Source organism: Bacillus cereus group sp. BfR-BA-01382, from assembly GCF_022663475.1.
Lineage (GTDB): Bacteria > Bacillota > Bacilli > Bacillales > Bacillaceae_G > Bacillus_A > Bacillus_A thuringiensis_S.
The window spans coordinates 1-20,672 of sequence record NZ_JAKUFQ010000096.1 but is presented as its reverse complement, the minus strand read 5'-3'; the positions used below and the strand labels follow the sequence as shown (position 1 = coordinate 20,672).

The following is a 20,672-nucleotide window of genomic DNA, read 5'->3' as shown; positions in this document are numbered from 1 at the left end:
GAAAAATCGTTGATATAATTTCCTGTACTATCAACATTTTGGAGGAGCATCTTTTTATTTACTTTTAAACATTATAACGTTATATTTACTTCTCCCTTTTTTTGTGTTACGCTAAGCGTGTGAAAGAGATATAAAAAATGAAACTTAAATGTAAGCGTATTCTTATGGCTTCTTATAGAAAAGGGTGGAAATACAATGACAGAACGATTCGTACTACGTAATGTGAAACGTGTGAACGGGGAAGAGATTGACATTGTAATTGAAAATAACAAAATCGCACAGGTGACGAAAGCTGGTGCTGGCGAGGGTGGAAAGGTTCTTGATTACTCTGGTACTTACGTATCGAGTGGTTGGATTGATTTGCACGTTCATGCTTTTCCAGGGTTTGATCCGTATGGCGATGAGGTGGATGAAATTGGCGTTAAGCAAGGGGTAACGACAATTGTTGATGCGGGTAGTTGCGGTGCTGATCGCATTGCAGATTTAGTAAAAAGTAGAGAGCAGGCAAAGACAAATTTATTTGCCTTTTTAAATATTTCTCGCATCGGTTTGAAACGAATTGATGAATTATCCAATATGGAATGGATAGATAAAGAGAAAGCGATAGAAGCAGTAGAAAAGTATAAAGATGTAATCGTTGGGTTAAAGGCGAGAATGAGTAAAAGTGTCGTTTGTGATAGTGGAATTGAACCGCTGCATGTAGCGCGCGCTTTATCTCGAGAAACATCATTACCGATTATGGTACATATCGGTTCAGCGCCTCCTCGCATTGAGGAAGTTGTACCTCTTTTAGAAAAAGATGATGTCATTACACATTATTTAAACGGGAAAGAAAATAATTTATTTGATGAAGAAGGTAAACCACTACCTGTGTTACTAGATGCAGTGAATCGCGGTGTGCATTTAGATGTTGGTCACGGTAACGCTAGTTTTTCTTTTAAAGTAGCAGAAGCAGCGAAGCGTTACGGTATTGCCTTTCGTACAATTAGTACAGATATTTACCGGAAGAACCGTATACACGGTCCAGTTTACAGTATGGCTCACGTTCTTTCGAAATTCCTTTACTTAGGTTATCCGCTAGAAGAAGTGATTGATGCGGTTACGAAAAATGCAGCAGAATGGCTTAAGAAACCAGAGCTTGGCCGCATTCAAGAAGGAGATATTGCAAACTTAACTTTATTTACGGTGAAAGATGAGAAGGTTACGTTAATTGATTCAGAAGGGGATCAGCGCATTGCTGAAAGAAGAATTGATACGAAAGGGGTTGTAATCAATGGGTCATTCATTGAATGCTAAGTACGGATTAAAAAGAGTAATTAATGCGAGCGGTAGAATGAGTATTTTAGGTGTATCCGCTCCTACAGATACAGTTATGGATGCGATGAAGCATGGTGGACAAAATTATGTAGAAATTGCTGATTTAGTAGATAAAGCGGGAGACCATATTGCGAGAATTCTAGATTCAGAGGCAGCAGTCGTTGTGAATTCAGCATCGAGCGGAATTGCACTTTCTATCGCTGGTATCGTTACAGAAGGAAATCGCCGTAAAAGTGAAAGACTTCATCAAGAAGTAATCGCGAAAAACGAAGTGATTATGTTAAAAGGTCATAACGTTCAATACGGTGCACCTGTTGAAACGATGATTTACTTAGGCGGTGGTAAACTCGTTGAAGTTGGCTATGCAAATGAAGGGAAAGCAGAGCATATTGAAGATGCAATTGGTGAAAATACAGCAGCGATTCTGTATGTGAAATCACATCATGCAGTGCAAAAAAATATGATTTCTGTTGAAGAAGCATGGGAAGTTGCGCAGCGAAATAACGTACCGCTTATCGTGGATGCAGCAGCTGAAGGAGATATTCAAAAATATGTGAAGTATTCAGATCTTGCCATTTATAGCGGTTCAAAGGCGATTGAAGGGCCTACTTCTGGTATTGTTGGCGGGAAACGAAAATACATCGAGTGGCTGAAAGTACAATTACATTGCATCGGAAGAAGTATGAAAGTTGGGAAAGAGACGACTTTCGGTTTACTTCAAGCGCTTGATGAGTACGGAGTAAAAGAAGATAAGAGCGAGCAAGAAAAAGAGCTATTACAAGTACTTATGCCGCTAAAAGAATTAAATGGTGTAAATGTAACGATCGTTCAAGATGAAGCAGGAAGAGCAATCTTTAGAGCTCGTATTCATATTAACGAGAAAGAGTTAAACAAATCAGCAAAAGAAGTTGTGACTGCATTACGCGAAGGGGAAATCGCCATTTATACACGTGATTACGGAGTAAGACAAGGATTCTTTGATATTGATCCACGTCCACTTCAAGGTGATGACATACATGTGATTGAAGAAAAATTGAGAGAAATCGTAGGGGGAAACTAAAATGACAAACATTCAAAAACGTTTTTATAAAGGCCACGTAGCATTAAATGTATTAGCAAACAATATAGAAAATGCAAAAGATATTTTTGAAGCAGCAGAAGGTTATGTAGTAGTGGGAGTGTTATCAAAAGACTACCCAACAGTAGAAGAAGCTGTTACAGCTATGAAAGCATACGGAAAAGAAATTGATGACGCTGTATCAATCGGACTAGGCGCAGGAGATAATCGCCAAGCAGCAGTTGTAGCTGAAATTGCGAAGCATTATCCTGGTAGCCATATTAACCAAGTGTTCCCTTCAGTTGGAGCAACGCGAGCAAATCTCGGCGAAAAGGATAGCTGGATTAATAGTTTAGTATCACCAACAGGAAAAGTAGGTTACGTAAATATTTCTACTGGCCCAATTAGTGCGGCTGGAGAAGAAAAAGCAATCGTTCCAATTAAAACAGCGATCGCACTTGTACGTGATATGGGCGGAAATTCATTGAAATACTTCCCGATGAAAGGGCTAGCTCACGAAGAAGAATATCGCGCAGTTGCGAAAGCTTGTGCAGAAGAAGGATTCGCATTAGAGCCAACAGGTGGAATTGATAAAGAAAACTTTGAAACAATTGTACGTATTGCGCTTGAGGCAAATGTAGAGCAAGTTATCCCGCACGTATACTCTTCTATTATTGATAAAGAAACTGGTAATACGAAAGTAGAAGATGTTCGTGAATTATTAGCAGTCGTGAAAAAGCTAGTTGATCAATATGCGTAAGAAAATTGCAGCATTCGGCGAAGTAATGATGCGCCTGCAAGTACCTGGATATGAATTGTTGTCGCAAGCTAACACGTTAAATTACTCATTTTCAGGTACAGGTGTGAACGTTGTAGCGGCACTTTCTCACTTAGGGCATGAAGGGCTTCTTATTTCAACTTTACCGGAAAATTCGGTTGGAGATGCAGCTGTATCTTACATTCAAAAGTTAGGGATTCAAACTTCTCTTGTTTCAAGAGGTGGTAAATATGTAGGTATGTATTTTTTAGAAAATGGATTCGGTGCACGTGCAAGCCGCGTTACATATTCGAATCGATTAGAAAGTAGCTTCAATACGGCATGTGAAGAAATGTATCAATTTGAAGAAATCGCAAAGGAAATTGATATCGTTCATTTTTGCGGTATTACACTTGCGATGAATGATACTGTGCGTCATCATATGAAATCTTTAGCGAGAGCAGTTAAAGAAAACGGAGGAACCGTCGTTTTTGATTGTAATTATCGTCCCTCACTTTGGGGAGAAGACGGATATGAACAGGCAAAACCGCATTATGAAGAAATGCTAGGGCTTGCTAATATCGTTATGATGAATGAAAAAGATGCGATGTTCGTTCTTGGGATGAAAACAGAAGAGACGGAGCGTGAGGCGCAGCTGCTGGATCTCATTCCAAAGGTAGCTGAAACGTATCATATTGCTACAATCGCTGGTACTCATCGCTCTATTAACAGTGATAATACACATTCGCTTCGCGGGTTTATATGTAAAGATGGATCGTTCACTTTTGCAAAAACACTTACGTTTTCTGTATATGATAGAATAGGTGCTGGAGATGCTTATACGAGCGGAATTATTCATGGCGAGATAAAAGAGTTCGCACCAGAGAAAGCTGTTTCATTTGCGTCAGCAGCTGGAATGCTAGCACATACAATCGTCGGTGATACGCCAATGTCATCAGAGAAAGATATACTTCGGGCAATGACGGCATCAGTAGGTGATGTAGAAAGGTAGTGGGTGTAACAGTGAACGTAACGAGGAAAAAAGGACCATTATATTTACAAATAAAAAATATTATTCGTGATCGCATATTACATGGTGTATATGCGATTCATACGAATATTCCTTCAGAACCGCAATTAGAGGAAGAGTTCAAAGTTAGCAAGATTACAGTACGAAATGCCATTAAAGAACTCGCTCAAGAAGGATACTTGGAAAAAAAAAGCGGTAAAGGAACGAAAGTAATTCGTAATACTTCGGCGACAAAGTTGTCAAAGGGTAAGAAATTTACAGAAGTGTTAGTGGAAGAAGGATATAAAGTACAGAAGAAATTGCTAAAAGCAGAAGTCGTACATAATGAGGAAGGAACAGTGCCATTTCGATTATTCGGGAAAGAGAGTTTCCGTATCGAACGTTTATATACGTTAAATGATACACCGTACATTCATTATACGCACTATTTCTCAGCACACATGGCAAGTACAGATTTATCGGACTTTGATTTACAATCGCTTTATGATTTAGTTGAAGACCGAGGTATACATTTAGAAAACTTCAGAGATGAATTCGCTGTTGGGCTTGCCCCTAGCTTCGTTGCAGAAGCGCTAGGTGAAAAAGAGGGGACAGCGTTATTAAAACGTATGCGCTATTCTTATGATGAAGTTGGCGAAGTAATTGAATATAGCGAAGGCTACTACAATACAGAAATGCAGCATTATGTAGTGAATTATGACGTATAAAAAGAGGGGATGTTCCCTCTTTTTTTATAAAGTAAAACTTTAATTAGTGGAGGAGGGCATCACCCGCTAATTATTAGCCCACACCAATCGGGATAAAAGTAAGGAGAATGAGAGATGGATATATACTTATTAATCGTCACGTTACTTGCGATCACAATTGTTATTTTAGGGGTATCATGGTGGAAATGGCATGCATTTATTAGTTTAACAGTTGCGAGTTTGTTTTTAGCTATTATGTCTGGACTGAACTTAACGAAAATAGTGGCTGCCTATGAAACTGGTGTTGGTAGTGTACTAGGACATTTAGTTGGTATTTTGGCACTTGGAACTATATTAGGGAAAATGATGTCTGATTCAGGGGCAGGCATGCAAGTTGCAGATTTCTTTATTCGATTTTTCGGCGTAAAAAAATTACCTTGGGCTATGTTATTTGCGGGGTTTGTTATAGGGATTCCTGTCTTTTTTGAAGTAGGGATCGTCATTTTATTACCACTTGTTATTTCCATTCGAAAAACGACGAAGCAAAATATATTATTAATTGCGTTACCTGTTATTGCGGGATTATCTATCGTACATGGGCTAGTACCACCACATCCAGGTGCCATGACAGCAATCGGTATTTATAACGCGAACTTAGGAAAGGTACTTTTATATTCATTACTTATCGCGTTACCAACGGCTATTATAGCAGGGCCAATATTTGCAAAGTGGGTACATAAGAGGGTTATACCGGAAAATGAACCGGAGCTTGTTCGAGTTACGACAGTATCAACTGATTTGCCAAGTCGTAAAGTATCATTCTTTATTATTTTATTACCAGTTGTATTGATGATTTTATCAGTAGTTGCACCATATATTTCATTACCAGAAAAGTTAACTGAATTTTTTGTTTTTATAGGGAGTCCAGTAATCGCTTTACTTATTTCATGTTTCGCAGCATTTTATTTACTTGGAATAAGACAAGGAATTAATAAAAAGATAATTAAAAAATTAACGGATGAAAGTTTATTACCGGTCGGCTCCATTATCTTAATTATTGGTGCAGGCGGTGGATTTAAACAAATATTAATTGAAAGCGGCGTTGGAACGGCTATTGCACAAATGGCAGAACATATTTCGTTATCACCAATTGTATTAGCTTTCATGGTAGCTGGATTAATTCGAATTGCAACAGGTTCAGCGACAGTCGCACTAACGACAGCAGCAGGAATTGTTTCACCGGTTATTCAGCACATGTCTGGTGTGAATTTAGAGCTTCTCGTTATTGCAACCGGTGCAGGTTCATTAATGTTTTCTCACGTAAATGATGCAGGCTTCTGGCTTGTAAAAGAGTATTTAGGATTAACGGTGAAGGAAACATTTAAAACGTGGACGGTGCTGGAAACATTGTTGTCATTTATTGCATTCGGTTTTGCCCTTTTGTTGAATATGTTTCTTTAAAAGATACCTGAATAGGTATCTTTTTTTTGATTAAGCCCAATTGCTAAAACAAGCCCGTTTTTAGGTAAGCCAAGCTTCCTATTCGCCCTGAAAACATAATATAAATGGAATCCCCTCATTTAGAACAAGAGGAACTTGTTATGAATGATACTAAAGGAGGAATAGGGTAATGAGCGAAAAGTGTGAACACAGACATGATGATTGTAACCGCAGAAATGGTTGCGGAGGCGGTTTTGCGCTTCTAATCGTATTGTTTATTTTATTAATTATCATCGGTGCTAGCTGCTTCGGCGGAGGCGGCTCTTGTGGATACGGTGGTTACGGCGGTTATGCTGGCGGCTATGGTGGATATTGCTGCTAATTAAAAACTATTGAAAATGGCCTTGTGCAATACGCACAAGGCCATTTTATTCATATTTTTATATGCTGTGATAATTTATTAATGTACAGAGAACGGATTAAGAAGAAGAAAATGATCTCGATAATCCCGAAAAAGGTGAGTACGATACATGTCTCTTTTAGTAAGGAGAAAGAAAACATGCTTTGTAAAAACTTAACCGCAAATAACGTGTGAACACCAGCAACGATGTAAGGAACAAAAAATAAAATTCCTAATTGAATGGTTGCAGAGCGAAACATTTCTAATTCAGTTAAGCCAAGTTTTGTAATCGTAATATACTTTTGTCTTTCAGTTGTTAAGTCATTATACATACGGAAATATAAGACACTAGCCGCACCGATAAAGAAGATAAAACCAAGAAATGCCCAAATAAAGAATTGAGCAACTGCATTTCCTTTACCGTAAATGAGTTCATCCGTAGCCGTATGTATGAAGAAAGGAACTTGAGCGTTCTCTTCTGTATGCTTTTTGTAGAACTCACGTGCATCACCACTAATAACACGTAACATATTTTTGGTTGGAACTATTGCATTTTCCCAGTTTTCTACGAAGTAGTTATAGATTACGGTTGTCTCAATATGAGGAATCATATTATCAAATACATAATCTTGTACGACAGCTAAATGTGGGAATGCAAAGGATGGTTCGATTCCCTTATTAATAAACCCTTTAATATGAAATTCTTTTTTATTAGACCCGAGTGTAATCGTATTTTGCTTTGCAAATGGATTAGATACGAGATCGAGAAGTTCTGGTGAGTGCCGAGAAATAATATAAACTTCTGTAGAATCGATTGTTATTTCCGGTCTTTTCAATTGTTTAGCAATTGCGTTATAATCACTCATCTTCATAAGCATAATATCTTCTTTGGAAGCTGTATCTTTTAATACTGTAAACTTATATTTTTTGTACTGAAAATTACTAGTTGTAAGCTCCGTTTCAATTGTAGAAATATGCTTTTGTTCAAGGGAATTGTCACCTTCTGATGTATAAGTGAAGGGGACGGGATATCGCTCTAGTACTGATGCCTTCGTATTGTTATTAGCGGCGAATAACCCAATAATAATTGTAAATGCAAGTGCAGATAGCATAGAAACGATAAAGAGTACGTTAATATTACTACGGGTACGAGCAACTAAGTCCGAAATCCATAACATATTTATTTGTTTCAAATAAAACTTTCTACGCTTCTTTAAAATATAGATAAAAAGAAGAAATGTTTGTGAAAAGAATAAATATGTCCCGACTACTACGAGCGGTAAAATAGATAACATAATAAAAAAGACAGATCCATTTTGCACATTTTTTTCCGTTACGTAGCCTCGCGGATAACCAGCGATATAATAGCATAGCCCTAAACAAATTAAAGCAAATAAAGAGATGAGTATAGATGGTCTTTTTTCAGCTGGTATTTTCTTGTTCCCTTTAATAAGGTGGGCTGTTTTTCGAGTACGAATAAACATTGGTGTAAACGTAGAAACGATTAAAAATAAAATGATAAACGTTACGGTTGTCACGATAATCGCTTCTGTTGGCCAATATAAATAGAGACCTTTAGCACTTGTTAATTTCGAAGTGACTAATAAGAAAAAGTTAGAAAATACAAGGCCACCTTGAATGCCGATAAAGATAGACAATATCCCGATTATCATATTTTCAGTAAATAACAGTCTTTTTAATTGTCGCTGTGAGATACCGAGAATTGTGAGTATCCCGAATTGCTGCTTCCGTACATTTAAAAATGTTCCAATTGAATATAAGAGAAAGAAGAACGAGAACATAACAATCACAAGCTGTGCTGTACTAGCTAAGTTCATTAGAGGATCACGTTCTTGAAAGTTTTGTACACTCTGTAACCGCGGGTGATACGCGTATACAGTAAATGAAAAGAAAACCATGATAGAAAAGGCACTACTGACAAAGTAGGCGAAATATGCTTTCGAATTACGCGAGACATTTTTAAATGCGAATTGCCAAAATGTCATCCACGTCTTCCTCCTAATAACGCTAGAACATCTAATATTTCTTGATAAAATTTCTCGCGATATAATCCGCGGTGTAGTTCGTTGTAAAGCTCGCCATCTTTAATGAAAATGACGCGGTTACAATAACTTGCTGCAAACGGATCGTGCGTAACCATTAAAATCGTTGCATCTTCTTCTTTATTTAATTTCGTAAATAGCTCCATTACGTCAATTGCTGCTTTTGAATCTAAGTTCCCTGTTGGTTCATCAGCAAGTAGAAGTGAGGGATGATGGATAACAGCACGTGCTACTGCGGTACGCTGTGCTTGTCCTCCAGAAACTTCAAAAATACGTTTGTCCAAAATATGATCAATTCCAAGCTTTTTTGAAATGTTATCAAGCTTTTCATCCATTTCTTTTAACGGAACATTATCTAATGTTAAAGGTAGTACGATATTTTCACCGATTGTTAGTGTATCTAGTAGATTAAAATTTTGGAAAACAAATCCTAACTCTTGGCGGCGGAAAATGGCTAACTTCTCTCTACGAAATGTGTGCGGTTTTTTTCCATTAATAACGACATCACCAGAAGTAGGGGAATCAATTGTAGAAATAACGTTTAAAAACGTAGATTTACCGCTACCAGATGGCCCCATGATAGCAACAAATTCACCTTTATCTACGTGTAAATTTATATTTTTTAAAGCGGTATGAGGTACTTTTCCCTCATACACTTTTGAGACGTTTTTTATGTGTAATACTTCTTCCATAATAATCACCTTTCTATTCTCTAAAACTTAATGTGTTGTGATAATTTTTGCATATAGAAGGAACGAATTAAAAGGAAAAATAGAATTTCAACCGTTCCAAAAATCATAAGTACGACTGTAATCTCAGCGAAAAACGAGAGATGTAATATTTCTTGTAGCATCTTTGTCGCAAACATCGTATGGATCGATGACATAATGTAAGGCACGAAGAAAAGAATCGCAAGCTGAATTGTCGCTGAACGTTTCATTTCAGTCTCAGTTAAGCCAATTTTCGTAATCGTTATATATTTTTCTTGCTCATTTGTTAAATCTGTATACATTCGGAAGTAAAGAACACTGCCAGCACCGATAAAGAAAATAACCCCTAGGAAAGTACCAATTAAGAAGAACGAAGCGACATTTAGTTTTGTTTTATATAGAGAATCGCTCGCTTCACTTGCATGGAACGGTGGATGCTCTGCTTGAATCGCTGCATTGTCGTTATCGATTTTTGTTATAAACGCTGAACCGATATTATGTGCTTTCTCCCAATCTGTAACCTTGAAGTTATATACACTCATTTGTTTGGAAACGGTGGATAAGGCTTCTACATTTTCATCAGATAGTATGAGTACTTGGTATATTAAGCTGTTTGGGAATGGGTTATAACTTTTATATTCTTTCACTTGTAGTTGTAAATTGTTTTGAGTAAGTGTAAGAGTATTTTTCTTGTCTTTATTGTGAAGTGTTCCAATAACTTGATCATCTAAGTCTTTCATAAGGATATAAGATTCATTCTTATTCACCGTGAGTTTTACCCAATTTAACGCCTTAGCAAGTACATTATAGTCACTTTGTTTAATTGCGTAATAGAGCTGTGTGTTATCTTCAGCTGAAGATACTTCATATATATCTGTTTTAAATTTTGTATAAGTAAAGTGCTCTTCATTAAATTTCTGCTCTAACCAGTTTAAATGTTCATCAGCTAATGTATTTTCAGTATGTGATAAATAAGTAAACGGGAAAGGGTTTTGTCTAATCGCATCAAACTTTGTAAATTTCCCGAATCCATATAAGAATGTAATCATTGTAAAAGCGAGCGTCGATAGCATCGCCACAATAAAGAGCATATTAATATTCGTACGAATGCGTGATGCTAAATCAGAAATCCAAAGCATATTAATTCGTTTCATATAAAACGTTCTTCGCATTTTTAAAATACGAATAAGTAAAAAACTAATTTGTGAAAAGAAAAAGTATGTTCCAGCTGCAATAAGCGATGGGATGACAAATATACTAGAGATGGCATATAAAAGCCCAATGATGTCACCTAGCGACATAAAATACAGCGGATTTGCGGCTAACGCATATCCACATATTAAACACATCGCACCAAATAGAGAGATGAGAACGGATGCTTTTCTTTCTTTTTGTTTTGTTCCTTCTTTTAAAAGACGTACGGCTTTTCTCGTACGAATGAGCATGGGTGTAAAAGATGATACGAGAATGAAGAGCCCAAGAAAGATGATGATAGTTAAAACGATAGCACTTGTAGGCGGATATAAATATAAACCAGGTACGTGTGTAATTTTGGCGGTAACTAATAAAAAGAACTGTGAAAAGACGACTCCAAGTTGAATGCCAAAAAATATAGAAAGAGCACCAATTAACATATTTTCTATAAATATGAGTCGTTTTAATTGTTTTTGAGATATGCCAAGTACTGTTAAAATCCCGAACTGTTTTTTTCGTACTTTTAAAAACGTACCGATTGAATACAGTAAAAAGAAAAATGAAAAGAACACAATGACAACTTCTGAAATTGTCATTAATATGTTCAGAGAATAATTCACGTCTGTCATATGCAATTTAGGATGAAATAAATAAACTGCAAATGAGAAAAAGATTGCGATGGAGAACGCACTGCTTACAAAATAGGCGAAATAAGCTCTGGCGTTCCGCGTCACGTTTTTAAATGCAAACTGCCAAAATGTCATTCACCTAGCCTCCTAATGGGGTGAAGATGAGAAGAGCATAAGAAATACTCTTTTCATCAAGTTTGTTTTAAATATTTTGTCCACTCGTGTACTGTGATAATTTTTGCATATAAAGTGAACGAATAAATAAGAAAAATACGATTTCAACGAATCCAAAAATAATAAGAACGGCTGAAACTTCTTTGAACAGAGATAAACCAATTACATCTTGTAGCATTTTTGTTGCGAACATTGTATGAATGGATGCCATAATGTACGGAATGAAAAATAAAATACTAAGTTGAATGGTTGCAGATCGTTTCATCTCTGTATCTGTTACACCGATTTTAGAAATCGTTATATATTTCTCTTGTTCGTTCGTCAAATCCGTATACATTCTAAAGTAAAGAACGCTACCAGCTCCAATGAAGAAGATAACTCCTAAAAATGTCCCGATTAAGAAGAATGCGGCACTACCAGATGTTATTTTGTATAACGATCCTGCTGATTCAAAGGATCGAATAAGAGGTCCTTCATACTGGGATTTATTTCGATCTTTTTGCACCTTTTCTATAAAATTATCAGCAATTTCATATGTCTGTTCCCAGTTTTGAATTTTGTAATTGTATGCTGATATATGTTTTACGGTGTTAGGTAAGTTATTTACGATAATATCAGGCAACACTATCGTTTGATATGAAAAGTCAGATGGGATTGCGTTTACATGCTCATAGCCTTTCACTCGTAATTTCGTATTTGTACTAGAGAGTGTAATGTAATCTCTTTTGTAGCTTTGCTCAAATTCGTTGAATATGGTGATATAAGATGTCCCTGTTAGCACATATGCTTCGTTATCATCCATAAATAGTTGTTTCATTCGTAAAGAATCTGCAAGTTTGTTATAGTCACTTTGCTTAATTGCGTATACGTCATTATAAATGGCTATATCTTTATCTTCTTTTAGTGGTGTTTCATATATATCAGCTTCTATTTTTTGATAAGGGAAATGCTCTTTTTGTAATTGTTGCTCAAGCCAATTTAAATGCTCTGTAACAAAAGGGTTCGCATCATAAGAAAAATAAGAAATTGGAAAAGGAGAAGTTCTATTAACTTCTAGCTTAATAAATTTCCCGAATCCATATAGAAACGTAATCATTGTGAAAGCGATCGTAGATAGCATCGCTACAATAAAAAGCATATTAATATTCGTTCGAATACGGCTCGCTAAATCCGAAATCCAAAGCATATTAATCCGTTTCATATAAAACTTCCTTCTTTTCTTTAAAATATAAATCAGTAAGAAACTAATTTGTGAAAAGAAGAAATATGTTCCGATTGTAACAAGCATTGGGATAACGAAAATACTTGAAACCATATATATAACACCGATTTGCGGGCTTACTGATACGAAATATTTAGGATTTCCAGCTAACGCATAACCACCAAATAAACAAATCGCACCAAATAATGAAACAAGTATGGAGGGTTTTCTTTCTTTTTGTTTTCCACCATTTGTTTTTAAAAGGTGTACCGCTTTTTTTGTACGAATAAGCATTGGTGTGAATGCAGATACAATGATAAAAAGACTAAGGAAAACAATGGTTGTTAAAATAAACGCGTTAGTAGGACCGTATAAATATATTCCTGGAACATGCGTAAGTTTGGATGTTACTAATAAGAAAAATTGAGAAAAAACAACTCCAAACTGCATGCCGAAAAAGATAGATAAAATCCCGATTAACATATTCTCCATAAAAACAAGACGATGTAATTGTTTTCTCGATATCCCTAAAATGGTCAAAACACCAAATTGTTTTTTTCTAACTTTTAAAAAAGTACCAATGGAATATAGTAAAAAGAAGAAAGAGAAAAATACAATTACTACTTCTGAAAATATCATTAATCCTGAAATTTCAGAGGTCATGCTAAAATTTTGTAATTTCGGATGAAACAAATAAACAGCAAATGAAAAGAACACAGCAATGGAAAAGGAACTACTTACAAAGTAAGCAAAATAAGCTCTTGAATTACGCGTTACATTTTTAAATGCAAATTGCCAAAATGTCATAGATTATACCTCCGGCTAGAAGATATAGAAGTAGTTGTATTGCAAAAAATGTATGAGATTGAGTTCTCATACATTTTGCTTGCATATGTTACGATCATGCTTCGGTCACCTTCTCCGTATGTTCTGCTTGATTATTTGCAGCGTTGTGGAAGATGATTTTAATCGTCGTTCCTTTACCAACTTCAGAATCTAGTTTGACAGAGTGACCTAAATAATCACAAATTTTACTTACAATATAAAGTCCCATACCAGTAGATTCTCCGAATGCGCGACCGTTTTTCCCAGTGTAAAACGGTTCAAATACTCTTCGAATATCTTCTTGCGGAATACCAACACCTTCATCACGAACTTCTAAAATAATATCTTTTCCGTTTCGATAAGCAGATAAGAAAACTTTCTTTCCGCGTTCACCAGAGTAACGAACAGCATTTGTCATTAACTGATAGATGATAAATTTTAGCCATTTCGCATCAGAAGCAACTTTTAAATCAGAATGGACTTCTAAAACAGGGAAGACACCATTACGAATGAATAGTTCTTTTAATCCGTTAATATTTTTTGTTACCGTATCTTTTAATGAAATCGTCTCGACATGGAAATCTTCATGGAAGTTATTTAACCTAGCCATGTATAAAGCCATATCAAGCCCTTGGTTTAGACGCTCTAATTCTTTTTTAAACTTTGGAATTAAATGCTCGTCTTCCATTTCTAGCACCATAAGCTGCATAACAGAAACAGGTGTCTTCATTTGATGTACCCAATGGTTAATAAATAATTGATGTTCTTGTTGTTTTACTTCATACGATTGTAGTTCTTTTTGGAAGAGGCGGTACTGCGTACGCACGAGTTCATTGACACCGTGAGGCATCGGAGCAGTCGCTCTTTCAATAAACGCATCTTCCATTTTTTCTGGTTGCTCACTTAATCTATGGTACATTCTACGATTGCGAACGTAACGATAAGCGAGGAAACAAATAAATAAGTATAAACTTAAAACAACGAAGTAAAATTTATTGTTTTGAAATCCATCTACTGCATCATAAAGAACGAAGATGATACCGAAGTTTAATACGTACAGTAGGAAAAATGCAAAATGATCACGTAAAAATAGCTTCATGCTTATTCACTCCAAGTTGCGTTAAAGCGATATCCAAGTCCACGTACTGTTTCAATAGAGTTCTCAATACCAAGCTCATTAAACTTTTTACGAAGACGCGTAATGTTTACGTTCAATGTATTTTCCTCAACGAAACTTTCATCATCCCAAAGCGCAGCTAATAAATCTTCACGGCTCGCTGTACGAGGGAATTTTGATAATAACATTTCTGCTAAAATAGCTTCTTTCTTCGTTAAAAGAACTTGTTCAGATCCAAAATGAATTTCTGGACGTTCTGGAAATAGTTTTAACCCTTCTACTTCAACGATACGTTCAGAAATATTTGGTGCATAATCACCGTAAATACGGCGTAATTGTCCTTTGATTTTCGCCATTACAACGTCGTAGTGGAACGGTTTTGTAATGTAATCATCCGCACCGCTTTCAATCGCCATAATTTGTTCCATCTCACCAGCACGCGCTGAAATGAAAATAATTGGACAAGTAGATTCATGACGAATTTGACGGCACCAGTAGAAACCATCGAATTTCGGTAAGTTTACATCAAGTAAAACAAGATGTGGTTTCACAGCGTTAAACGATTCCATAATATCATCGAAATTCTCCGCTACAACAGCCTCATAACCGTACTTCTGAATGTGAGATTGCAGTAATGATGAAATATTTGGATCGTCTTCAACGATTAAAATTTTATACATATGTATATTCCTCCTCAAAAAAAACAATTGTAGCTATAGTGTATCATGTGTTTCAAGTCTTTTCATTATGTTGAAAGATAAGCTAGTAAACAGTATAGGTTAAAAGTTAGAAAAGTAAAAAGTATTATAGGAATAATTCAATATATTTTCCTTTTAAATATATGAATGAATAAAAAGTATTATATTTTTTATGAAATTTGGAACTTTATTTTGCTTACCGTCCAATATATAGTGAGAACATCGTTAAGGAGGGGGCACTACTTGGCAAGTAATGAAGATATACATATTTGGATAGAGCGTTTACTAAAAGGTGACGAGGAGGCTTTTGAATTTATATTTAACTTAACGAGTCAGAGAGTCTATGAAACCGTCTTTGCTATAGTTAAAAATCGGCATGATACAAATGAAATCGTAAATGAAATCTACTTTCAACTTTGGAAATCTATTTCAACATATGATCAATCTAGACCGTTTCTATTTTGGTTGAATGGAATTGTTTACAAACAGATTAGTCAATGGAGAAAACACATATGGAAGAGGCTGCGCTTATTTGAAAAACAACAACTAAGTGATGAGACAGTTGTAGAAGTTCCAGAAAAAGTATTATTAAGAAAAGAAACAGAAGAGCTGCTTTCCTTTTTAACCTGCGTAATCTTTAGATTTTATTCAATATAGAGTAATTGGCGTAGGGTACAAAATAAAAAGGGGCGTATAGATGATTGACAATTAACTAAAATCATTTTAACATTTAGATAAATATCTAAATGTCTAATTAATGAGGGGAAGAAAGACATTGAATCAAGCATTCAAAGCATTAGCAGATCCAACAAGGCGAAAAATTTTAGATTTATTAAAAGAAGGCGATCTAACCGCTGGTGAGATCGCTGAACATTTCAATATGACAAAACCAAGTATTTCACACCACTTAAACGCACTTAAAAATGCTGAACTTATTCAAGATGAAAAGAAAGGGCAATTCGTTGTGTACTCTTTAAACACAACGGTCTTTCAAGATTTGTTGACTTGGGTGTTTACATTTACGAATAAGGGGGAAGAGGGGAAATGAAAAAACATCTTTTTGCAATCTTATTAATCGTTATAACTTGTTTAGCTTGGGCGTTTGCTTGGCCGCATTTGCCGGATACAATTGCGACACATTGGAGCGGCGGTAAGGTAGATGGCTATTCGTCTAAATTTTACGGAATGGTTTCTATGGTCGGAATTATGATTGCATTATATATATTTCTAAATGTGATACCAAAGATTGATCCAAGGAAAGCAAATTACGAGAAATTTTCTAAAGCCTTTATGATGATGAATAATGGGGTACTATTGCTACTATTTGTAGGAAATATAGATATTATTACAAGTGGATTAGGATATAACTTATTCATTAATCGGGTGCCTGAATTATTAGTTGGTGTTTTATTTTTAGTAATGGGTAATTATTTACCACAGTGTAAGCCAAACTTTTTTGTCGGGATGCGTAATCCATGGACGTTAAGTAATGAAGAAGTATGGCGGAAAACACATCGGTTTAGCGGAAAAGTATTTGTGGCGTTAGGAGTTATTATGATTATAAGTGTTTTCGCTCCGGCTGATTGGAGAACTTATATAATGCTTGGGATTATAGTAGTTGCTGTCATTATAACGAATTTATATTCTTACGTTTTGTATAAAAAAGAAATACAAATGTGAGTTATATTAGTCAAATTTTATATTTATAGTTTCTATGTGTTAAGGGATTTTAATACTCAGTGGGAATAATGAAAAGCTCACTGAGTAAATTTTTCGTTTTAAGGTCTGAAAATTCAATCGAAAAGGTGATTTGGGGGGGATTTACATGTTAGAAATTATAAATTTTAGCAAGACATATAAAGACGGTAAGAAAGCAGTTGATCATTTGAATATTGCTGTTAAAGCAGGGGATATCTTTGGATTTATTGGACATAACGGTGCGGGGAAAAGTACAACAATTAAGTCGTTAGTAGGAGTTATAGATTTTGAAGAGGGTGAAATTTTTATTGATGGACATTCAGTAAAAAAGGATCCGATTGCATGTAAGAGAGTAATGGCGTATATTCCTGATAATCCAGATTTATATGAGCAATTAACAGGAATTCAATATTTGAACTTTGTTGCGGATGTGTTTAAAGTGCCTGCGAGGGATCGGGAAGAACAGATACAGAAGTATGGGGATGCTTTTGAGATTACACCGTACTTAGGGGACTTAATATCTTCTTATTCACACGGTATGAAACAAAAAGTAGCGATTATATCGGCGGTTTTACATAAACCAAAATTATTAGTTTTAGATGAACCTTTCGTTGGTCTTGATCCAAAGGCAGCCGTAGTATTGAAAGGTATTATGAAAGAGCTTTGTGAAAAAGGAAGTGCGATTTTCTTTTCTACGCACGTTTTAGATGTAGCTGAGAAGTTATGTAATAAAGTAGCGATGATTAATAGAGGGAAATTAGCACTTTCAGGAGAAGTAAATTCTTTAATTAAGGAAGGCTCATTGGAAGAGCTCTTTATGAAGGAGCTTGCTAATGAATACTAATAGTTTAGGTCTTTTGAAAATTCGGTTGATAACGCAGCTCGGTTTAAACACCTTTAAATACGAAAAAGATAAGAAAAAGAAGCAGAATAAGATTTTGCTGACAGCATCTATTGCTCTAGTTGGTGTCATGTTAATGTTATATTGCGGAGCTTCGGCATATGGGTTGGTAAAACTAGGAATGAGTGAAATTATTCCCGTCTATGCACTAGTTATTAGCAGTATATTAACGTTGTTTTTCACTATATTTAAGGCAAATGGAGAAATTTTTGCTTTTAAGGATTACGACTTTTTAATGTCATTGCCGATTCGCGTAAGTACTGTTATTGCAAGTAGATTTTTGTATTTATACCTGCTGAATACAATCTTTTCAATCATAATCATGCTACCAATGGGAGTTGTGTATTGTATACATGAAAATCCATCAGTTTCTTTTTACTTTATGTGGTTCATCAGTATGTTTATCGCATCTTTAATCCCAACAACAATCGCAGCAATCTTTGGAGCTTCGATTACGGCAATCGCTTCTAAATTTAAAAATACGAATAAAATAACTACGATTTTAAGTTTTATAGTAATTATTACATTCGGTTCCTTTATGCTAAAAAACGGAAATGCTCAATATAGCCTTAATGATATGAACGGAATTGGTGCAATTGTTTCGAAGCAATTAACTAAAGTGTATCCATTAGCTAACATGTTTCAAAAAGCAATTGTTAATGCTGATATGGTAGCTTTCATCTTATTTGTGGGGATATCAGTGATTTGGTATTATCTTTTTATAAAAATACTTTCGTTAAAATATAAGCAAATAAACACAGGGATCACCACTTATCATATGCTTTCAAATTATGAGATTAATAGCATGAAAAAAGAGAGTGTATTGGTCGCATTGTATAAAAAAGAGCTGACACGTTTCTTCTCTTCTACAGTGTATGTTATAAATAGTGGAATGGGAGTCGTGATGGCGCTAGCTTTCTCGCTAGCTATAGTTGTAGTAGGACCAAGCCAATTAATAGCGTATCCTGGAATTGAGCCCCTGTTGCAAAAAATTGCCCCATTTGCTATTGCAGCAGCGATTTCGATGACATGTACAACATGTGTGTCATTGTCTTTAGAAGGAAAAAATGTATGGATTATTAAATCATTGCCTATAGCGCCAAAGGTGATTTATGATAGTAAAATTCTTATGAATCTTTCATTGAGTATACCTGCATCACTTATTAGTGCTGTATTACTAATAATCGGGTTAAAGCTAGATGTTTGGAGTTCTCTTTTCATCGTCATAACACCGATAATATATTCATTATTTTCAGCAGTATGGGGGATTTTCATTAATAATCGATTTGGTTATTATGATTGGATATCAGAAACTCAAGTAGTAAAACAAAGTATAGGATCGTTTGTTGGTATGTTTGGCGGCTTAATTGTGGCGGTTATACCTGCCTTGTTAATTGGTACTGCTACTATCTCGAACTACAGAGTATTTACTTTTGCAGTTATTATAGTGCTTACGATTATTACTATTTTCTTGTATAAGAACGAGTCGAGAAGAAGTATAAAATAAAGGAGCTGCTTTTCCTTTAAAAAGGAAGAGTAGCTTCTTTATTTTGGAAAGGTTAGATTCTTATATTACTTTTTTAAAACAGGTACCCATATTTCACTTCTGAAATTCGGAGAGGATACGTCTTTACTTTCATTCCACAATATCTCTGGTCCTTCCGCTAGTTCATAGTTCGAAGAAGGGAACCATTCAGAATAAATACGTCCCCACACATTTTGTAATGCATCAGGAAATGGACCGACAGCTTCAAATATAGCCCATGTTGAAGCTGCGACTTCAAGTTGCGCGAATTGCTCTGGACAATCTTTCGTTGTGGCTACTCCAATATAGTGATCAAGTTCTCCTTTTTCCTCCATTCTCCCTTCAGAAAAATTAGTAGAGGCACTAATAATTCCAGTAGGTTCAATGTTTGAAAGTGACTTTAATGTTTGAATGGAGTCTGGGTTTAAACTTTTCCACATAGAAGCGATTTCTTCATTTACACCATTGAAAACGATTGATACTCGTTTTGTAATACCTATAATTCGAAATGGCTCTTTTTCTTCAATTCGATAATTCATTTCATTTCCTCCTTGAATGGATAACTGGAAGGTCATTGGTGAATAAGCCTTCAAAGAATGGCTACTATTTCGGGCCTCTGAAGGTGTTATACCGTGCAAGTTTTGAAATGCACGAGCGAATGAATCTGGTGAGTTGTAGCCATATTTTATAGCGACATCAATGACTTTTACATTGCTGTTTTTTAGTTCAAAGGCAGCGAGAGTAAGACGTCTACAGCGAATATAATCAGATAGTGATATGCCTGCTAAAAACGAAAACATTCTTTTAAAGTGATACTCAGAACAGAGAGCTAGCCTCGCAACTTCTTTAAAATCAATTTCATTCGTAAGGTTACCTTCAATATAGTGCATTGCATTATTCATATTTTTAAGTGAATCCATATTATGACCTCCTCTGTACATAGAATAACAGGAACGAAATAACCCCATCCGACATTTCGTGCACAACTTTGTAGGTGCATTTTTTACCTTACAAAATTGTAATGTTCCTGTAAGGAGAATGAATGGATGGTATGATATCCCAATGTTATAGTAGCAAAGTACTTTAATTCATTATGTTAACTTTTTGATGTCTTTACTTATGTGCCTTACATAACTGTCATGTTTGTGTAAGAAACATCGATAGTGGCAAGAGTAGAGAGTGTATATAGTTGAAAATAGAGAATAGAAGAAATGAGGGATGTCGAGATGAAAACAGTGTTAGAAGCAAAA

General features: G+C 35.5%; 19 protein-coding genes. 12 read left to right on the top strand and 7 right to left on the bottom strand.

The window, feature by feature from the left end; translation table 11 throughout:
• Positions 1 to 195: 195 nt before the first annotated feature.
• The 7 genes from MR160_RS26615 to MR160_RS26585 all read left to right on the top strand — a co-directional run bounded on the left by MR160_RS26615 (position 196) and on the right by MR160_RS26585 (position 6,669).
• The gene (locus MR160_RS26615; RefSeq protein WP_242298490.1) at positions 196 to 1,296 is read left to right on the top strand and encodes an amidohydrolase/deacetylase family metallohydrolase; all 1,101 of its coding nucleotides are present in this window, start codon (positions 196 to 198) and stop codon (positions 1,294 to 1,296) included.
• Positions 1,274 to 2,377, top strand: a complete 1,104-nt coding sequence (locus tag MR160_RS26610) for a DgaE family pyridoxal phosphate-dependent ammonia lyase (RefSeq protein WP_000510111.1) — start codon at positions 1,274 to 1,276, stop codon at positions 2,375 to 2,377. Before MR160_RS26615 ends, MR160_RS26610 begins: the two co-directional genes overlap by 23 nt.
• Position 2,378: 1 nt before the next feature.
• Positions 2,379 to 3,134, top strand: coding sequence for a 2-dehydro-3-deoxy-phosphogluconate aldolase (gene dagF / locus MR160_RS26605; protein ID WP_000181897.1), 756 nt, complete (start codon positions 2,379 to 2,381; stop codon positions 3,132 to 3,134).
• Complete coding sequence (locus tag MR160_RS26600) at positions 3,127 to 4,143, top strand: sugar kinase (RefSeq protein WP_001227514.1); 1,017 nt, start codon at positions 3,127 to 3,129, stop codon at positions 4,141 to 4,143. The genes dagF and MR160_RS26600 overlap by 8 nt, the downstream gene beginning before the upstream one ends.
• Complete coding sequence (locus tag MR160_RS26595; protein ID WP_000539293.1) at positions 4,143 to 4,868, top strand: GntR family transcriptional regulator; 726 nt, start codon at positions 4,143 to 4,145, stop codon at positions 4,866 to 4,868. Before MR160_RS26600 ends, MR160_RS26595 begins: the two co-directional genes overlap by 1 nt.
• Positions 4,869 to 4,982: 114 nt before the next feature.
• Positions 4,983 to 6,308, top strand: a complete 1,326-nt coding sequence (gntP, locus tag MR160_RS26590) for a gluconate permease GntP (RefSeq protein WP_000356190.1) — start codon at positions 4,983 to 4,985, stop codon at positions 6,306 to 6,308.
• Positions 6,309 to 6,477: 169 nt separating this feature from the next.
• Complete coding sequence (locus MR160_RS26585) at positions 6,478 to 6,669, top strand: YjcZ family sporulation protein (protein ID WP_001290406.1); 192 nt, start codon at positions 6,478 to 6,480, stop codon at positions 6,667 to 6,669.
• Positions 6,670 to 6,719: 50 nt separating this feature from the next.
• Here the strand turns inward: MR160_RS26585 and MR160_RS26580 are convergent, their stop codons facing one another.
• From MR160_RS26580 to MR160_RS26555, 6 genes are all read right to left on the bottom strand, one after another.
• Positions 6,720 to 8,693 carry an FtsX-like permease family protein gene (locus MR160_RS26580; RefSeq protein WP_000144936.1) on the bottom strand — a complete coding sequence of 658 codons (1,974 nt, stop codon included), beginning with the start codon at positions 8,691 to 8,693 and terminating at the stop codon, positions 6,720 to 6,722.
• Entirely contained in the window at positions 8,690 to 9,442 is a 753-nt protein-coding gene (locus tag MR160_RS26575; RefSeq protein WP_000393250.1) for an ABC transporter ATP-binding protein, read from the bottom strand. The genes MR160_RS26580 and MR160_RS26575 overlap by 4 nt, the downstream gene beginning before the upstream one ends.
• A gap of 20 nt (positions 9,443 to 9,462) precedes the next feature.
• The gene (locus MR160_RS26570) at positions 9,463 to 11,418 is read right to left on the bottom strand and encodes an FtsX-like permease family protein (RefSeq protein WP_242298487.1); all 1,956 of its coding nucleotides are present in this window, start codon (positions 11,416 to 11,418) and stop codon (positions 9,463 to 9,465) included.
• A 67-nt stretch (positions 11,419 to 11,485) separates the two neighbouring features.
• On the bottom strand, positions 11,486 to 13,465 hold the full coding sequence (locus tag MR160_RS26565) for an ABC transporter permease (RefSeq protein WP_000145077.1): 1,980 nt from the start codon (positions 13,463 to 13,465) through the stop codon (positions 11,486 to 11,488).
• Positions 13,466 to 13,559: 94 nt separating this feature from the next.
• Positions 13,560 to 14,582, bottom strand: a complete 1,023-nt coding sequence (locus MR160_RS26560) for a sensor histidine kinase (RefSeq protein WP_000765341.1) — start codon at positions 14,580 to 14,582, stop codon at positions 13,560 to 13,562.
• A gap of 2 nt (positions 14,583 to 14,584) precedes the next feature.
• Positions 14,585 to 15,280, bottom strand: a complete 696-nt coding sequence (locus tag MR160_RS26555) for a response regulator transcription factor (RefSeq protein ID WP_000276738.1) — start codon at positions 15,278 to 15,280, stop codon at positions 14,585 to 14,587.
• 261 nt (positions 15,281 to 15,541) lie between these two features.
• On the opposite strand from MR160_RS26555, the gene MR160_RS26550 reads away from it, so the two are divergent.
• From MR160_RS26550 to MR160_RS26530, 5 genes are all read left to right on the top strand, one after another.
• Positions 15,542 to 15,955: a sigma factor gene (locus MR160_RS26550; protein WP_000157858.1), complete on the top strand. Its 414-nt coding sequence runs from the start codon at positions 15,542 to 15,544 to the stop codon at positions 15,953 to 15,955.
• A 118-nt stretch (positions 15,956 to 16,073) separates the two neighbouring features.
• Positions 16,074 to 16,346 carry an autorepressor SdpR family transcription factor gene (locus MR160_RS26545; protein ID WP_001070526.1) on the top strand — a complete coding sequence of 91 codons (273 nt, stop codon included), beginning with the start codon at positions 16,074 to 16,076 and terminating at the stop codon, positions 16,344 to 16,346.
• Positions 16,343 to 16,978, top strand: coding sequence for an SdpI family protein (locus MR160_RS26540; protein WP_000716351.1), 636 nt, complete (start codon positions 16,343 to 16,345; stop codon positions 16,976 to 16,978). Before MR160_RS26545 ends, MR160_RS26540 begins: the two co-directional genes overlap by 4 nt.
• 145 nt (positions 16,979 to 17,123) lie before the next feature.
• Entirely contained in the window at positions 17,124 to 17,840 is a 717-nt protein-coding gene (locus MR160_RS26535; protein ID WP_000889752.1) for an ABC transporter ATP-binding protein, read from the top strand.
• Positions 17,830 to 19,404, top strand: coding sequence for a hypothetical protein (locus MR160_RS26530; RefSeq protein WP_044783226.1), 1,575 nt, complete (start codon positions 17,830 to 17,832; stop codon positions 19,402 to 19,404). Before MR160_RS26535 ends, MR160_RS26530 begins: the two co-directional genes overlap by 11 nt.
• A gap of 65 nt (positions 19,405 to 19,469) precedes the next feature.
• Here MR160_RS26530 and MR160_RS26525 read toward each other — a convergent pair whose 3' ends face one another.
• Entirely contained in the window at positions 19,470 to 20,342 is an 873-nt protein-coding gene (locus MR160_RS26525; protein ID WP_000377725.1) for an AraC family transcriptional regulator, read from the bottom strand.
• Positions 20,343 to 20,672: the final 330 nt, after the last annotated feature.

What these genes read in the sequence shown, in the direction of transcription:
- MR160_RS26560 (WP_000765341.1), bottom strand. Translation starts at nt 14,582, where the DNA reads ATGAAGCTATTTTTACGTGATCATTTTGCATTTTTCCTACTGTACGTA.
- MR160_RS26580 (WP_000144936.1), bottom strand. Translation starts at nt 8,693, where the DNA reads ATGACATTTTGGCAATTCGCATTTAAAAATGTCTCGCGTAATTCGAAA.
- MR160_RS26540 (WP_000716351.1), top strand. Translation starts at nt 16,343, where the DNA reads ATGAAAAAACATCTTTTTGCAATCTTATTAATCGTTATAACTTGTTTA.
- MR160_RS26585 (WP_001290406.1), top strand. Translation starts at nt 6,478, where the DNA reads ATGAGCGAAAAGTGTGAACACAGACATGATGATTGTAACCGCAGAAAT.
- MR160_RS26525 (WP_000377725.1), bottom strand. Translation starts at nt 20,342, where the DNA reads ATGGATTCACTTAAAAATATGAATAATGCAATGCACTATATTGAAGGT.
- gntP (WP_000356190.1), top strand. Translation starts at nt 4,983, where the DNA reads ATGGATATATACTTATTAATCGTCACGTTACTTGCGATCACAATTGTT.
- MR160_RS26535 (WP_000889752.1), top strand. Translation starts at nt 17,124, where the DNA reads ATGTTAGAAATTATAAATTTTAGCAAGACATATAAAGACGGTAAGAAA.
- MR160_RS26565 (WP_000145077.1), bottom strand. Translation starts at nt 13,465, where the DNA reads ATGACATTTTGGCAATTTGCATTTAAAAATGTAACGCGTAATTCAAGA.
- MR160_RS26570 (WP_242298487.1), bottom strand. Translation starts at nt 11,418, where the DNA reads ATGACATTTTGGCAGTTTGCATTTAAAAACGTGACGCGGAACGCCAGA.
- MR160_RS26555 (WP_000276738.1), bottom strand. Translation starts at nt 15,280, where the DNA reads ATGTATAAAATTTTAATCGTTGAAGACGATCCAAATATTTCATCATTA.
- MR160_RS26530 (WP_044783226.1), top strand. Translation starts at nt 17,830, where the DNA reads ATGAATACTAATAGTTTAGGTCTTTTGAAAATTCGGTTGATAACGCAG.
- MR160_RS26615 (WP_242298490.1), top strand. Translation starts at nt 196, where the DNA reads ATGACAGAACGATTCGTACTACGTAATGTGAAACGTGTGAACGGGGAA.
- MR160_RS26610 (WP_000510111.1), top strand. Translation starts at nt 1,274, where the DNA reads ATGGGTCATTCATTGAATGCTAAGTACGGATTAAAAAGAGTAATTAAT.
- MR160_RS26600 (WP_001227514.1), top strand. Translation starts at nt 3,127, where the DNA reads ATGCGTAAGAAAATTGCAGCATTCGGCGAAGTAATGATGCGCCTGCAA.
- dagF (WP_000181897.1), top strand. Translation starts at nt 2,379, where the DNA reads ATGACAAACATTCAAAAACGTTTTTATAAAGGCCACGTAGCATTAAAT.
- MR160_RS26575 (WP_000393250.1), bottom strand. Translation starts at nt 9,442, where the DNA reads ATGGAAGAAGTATTACACATAAAAAACGTCTCAAAAGTGTATGAGGGA.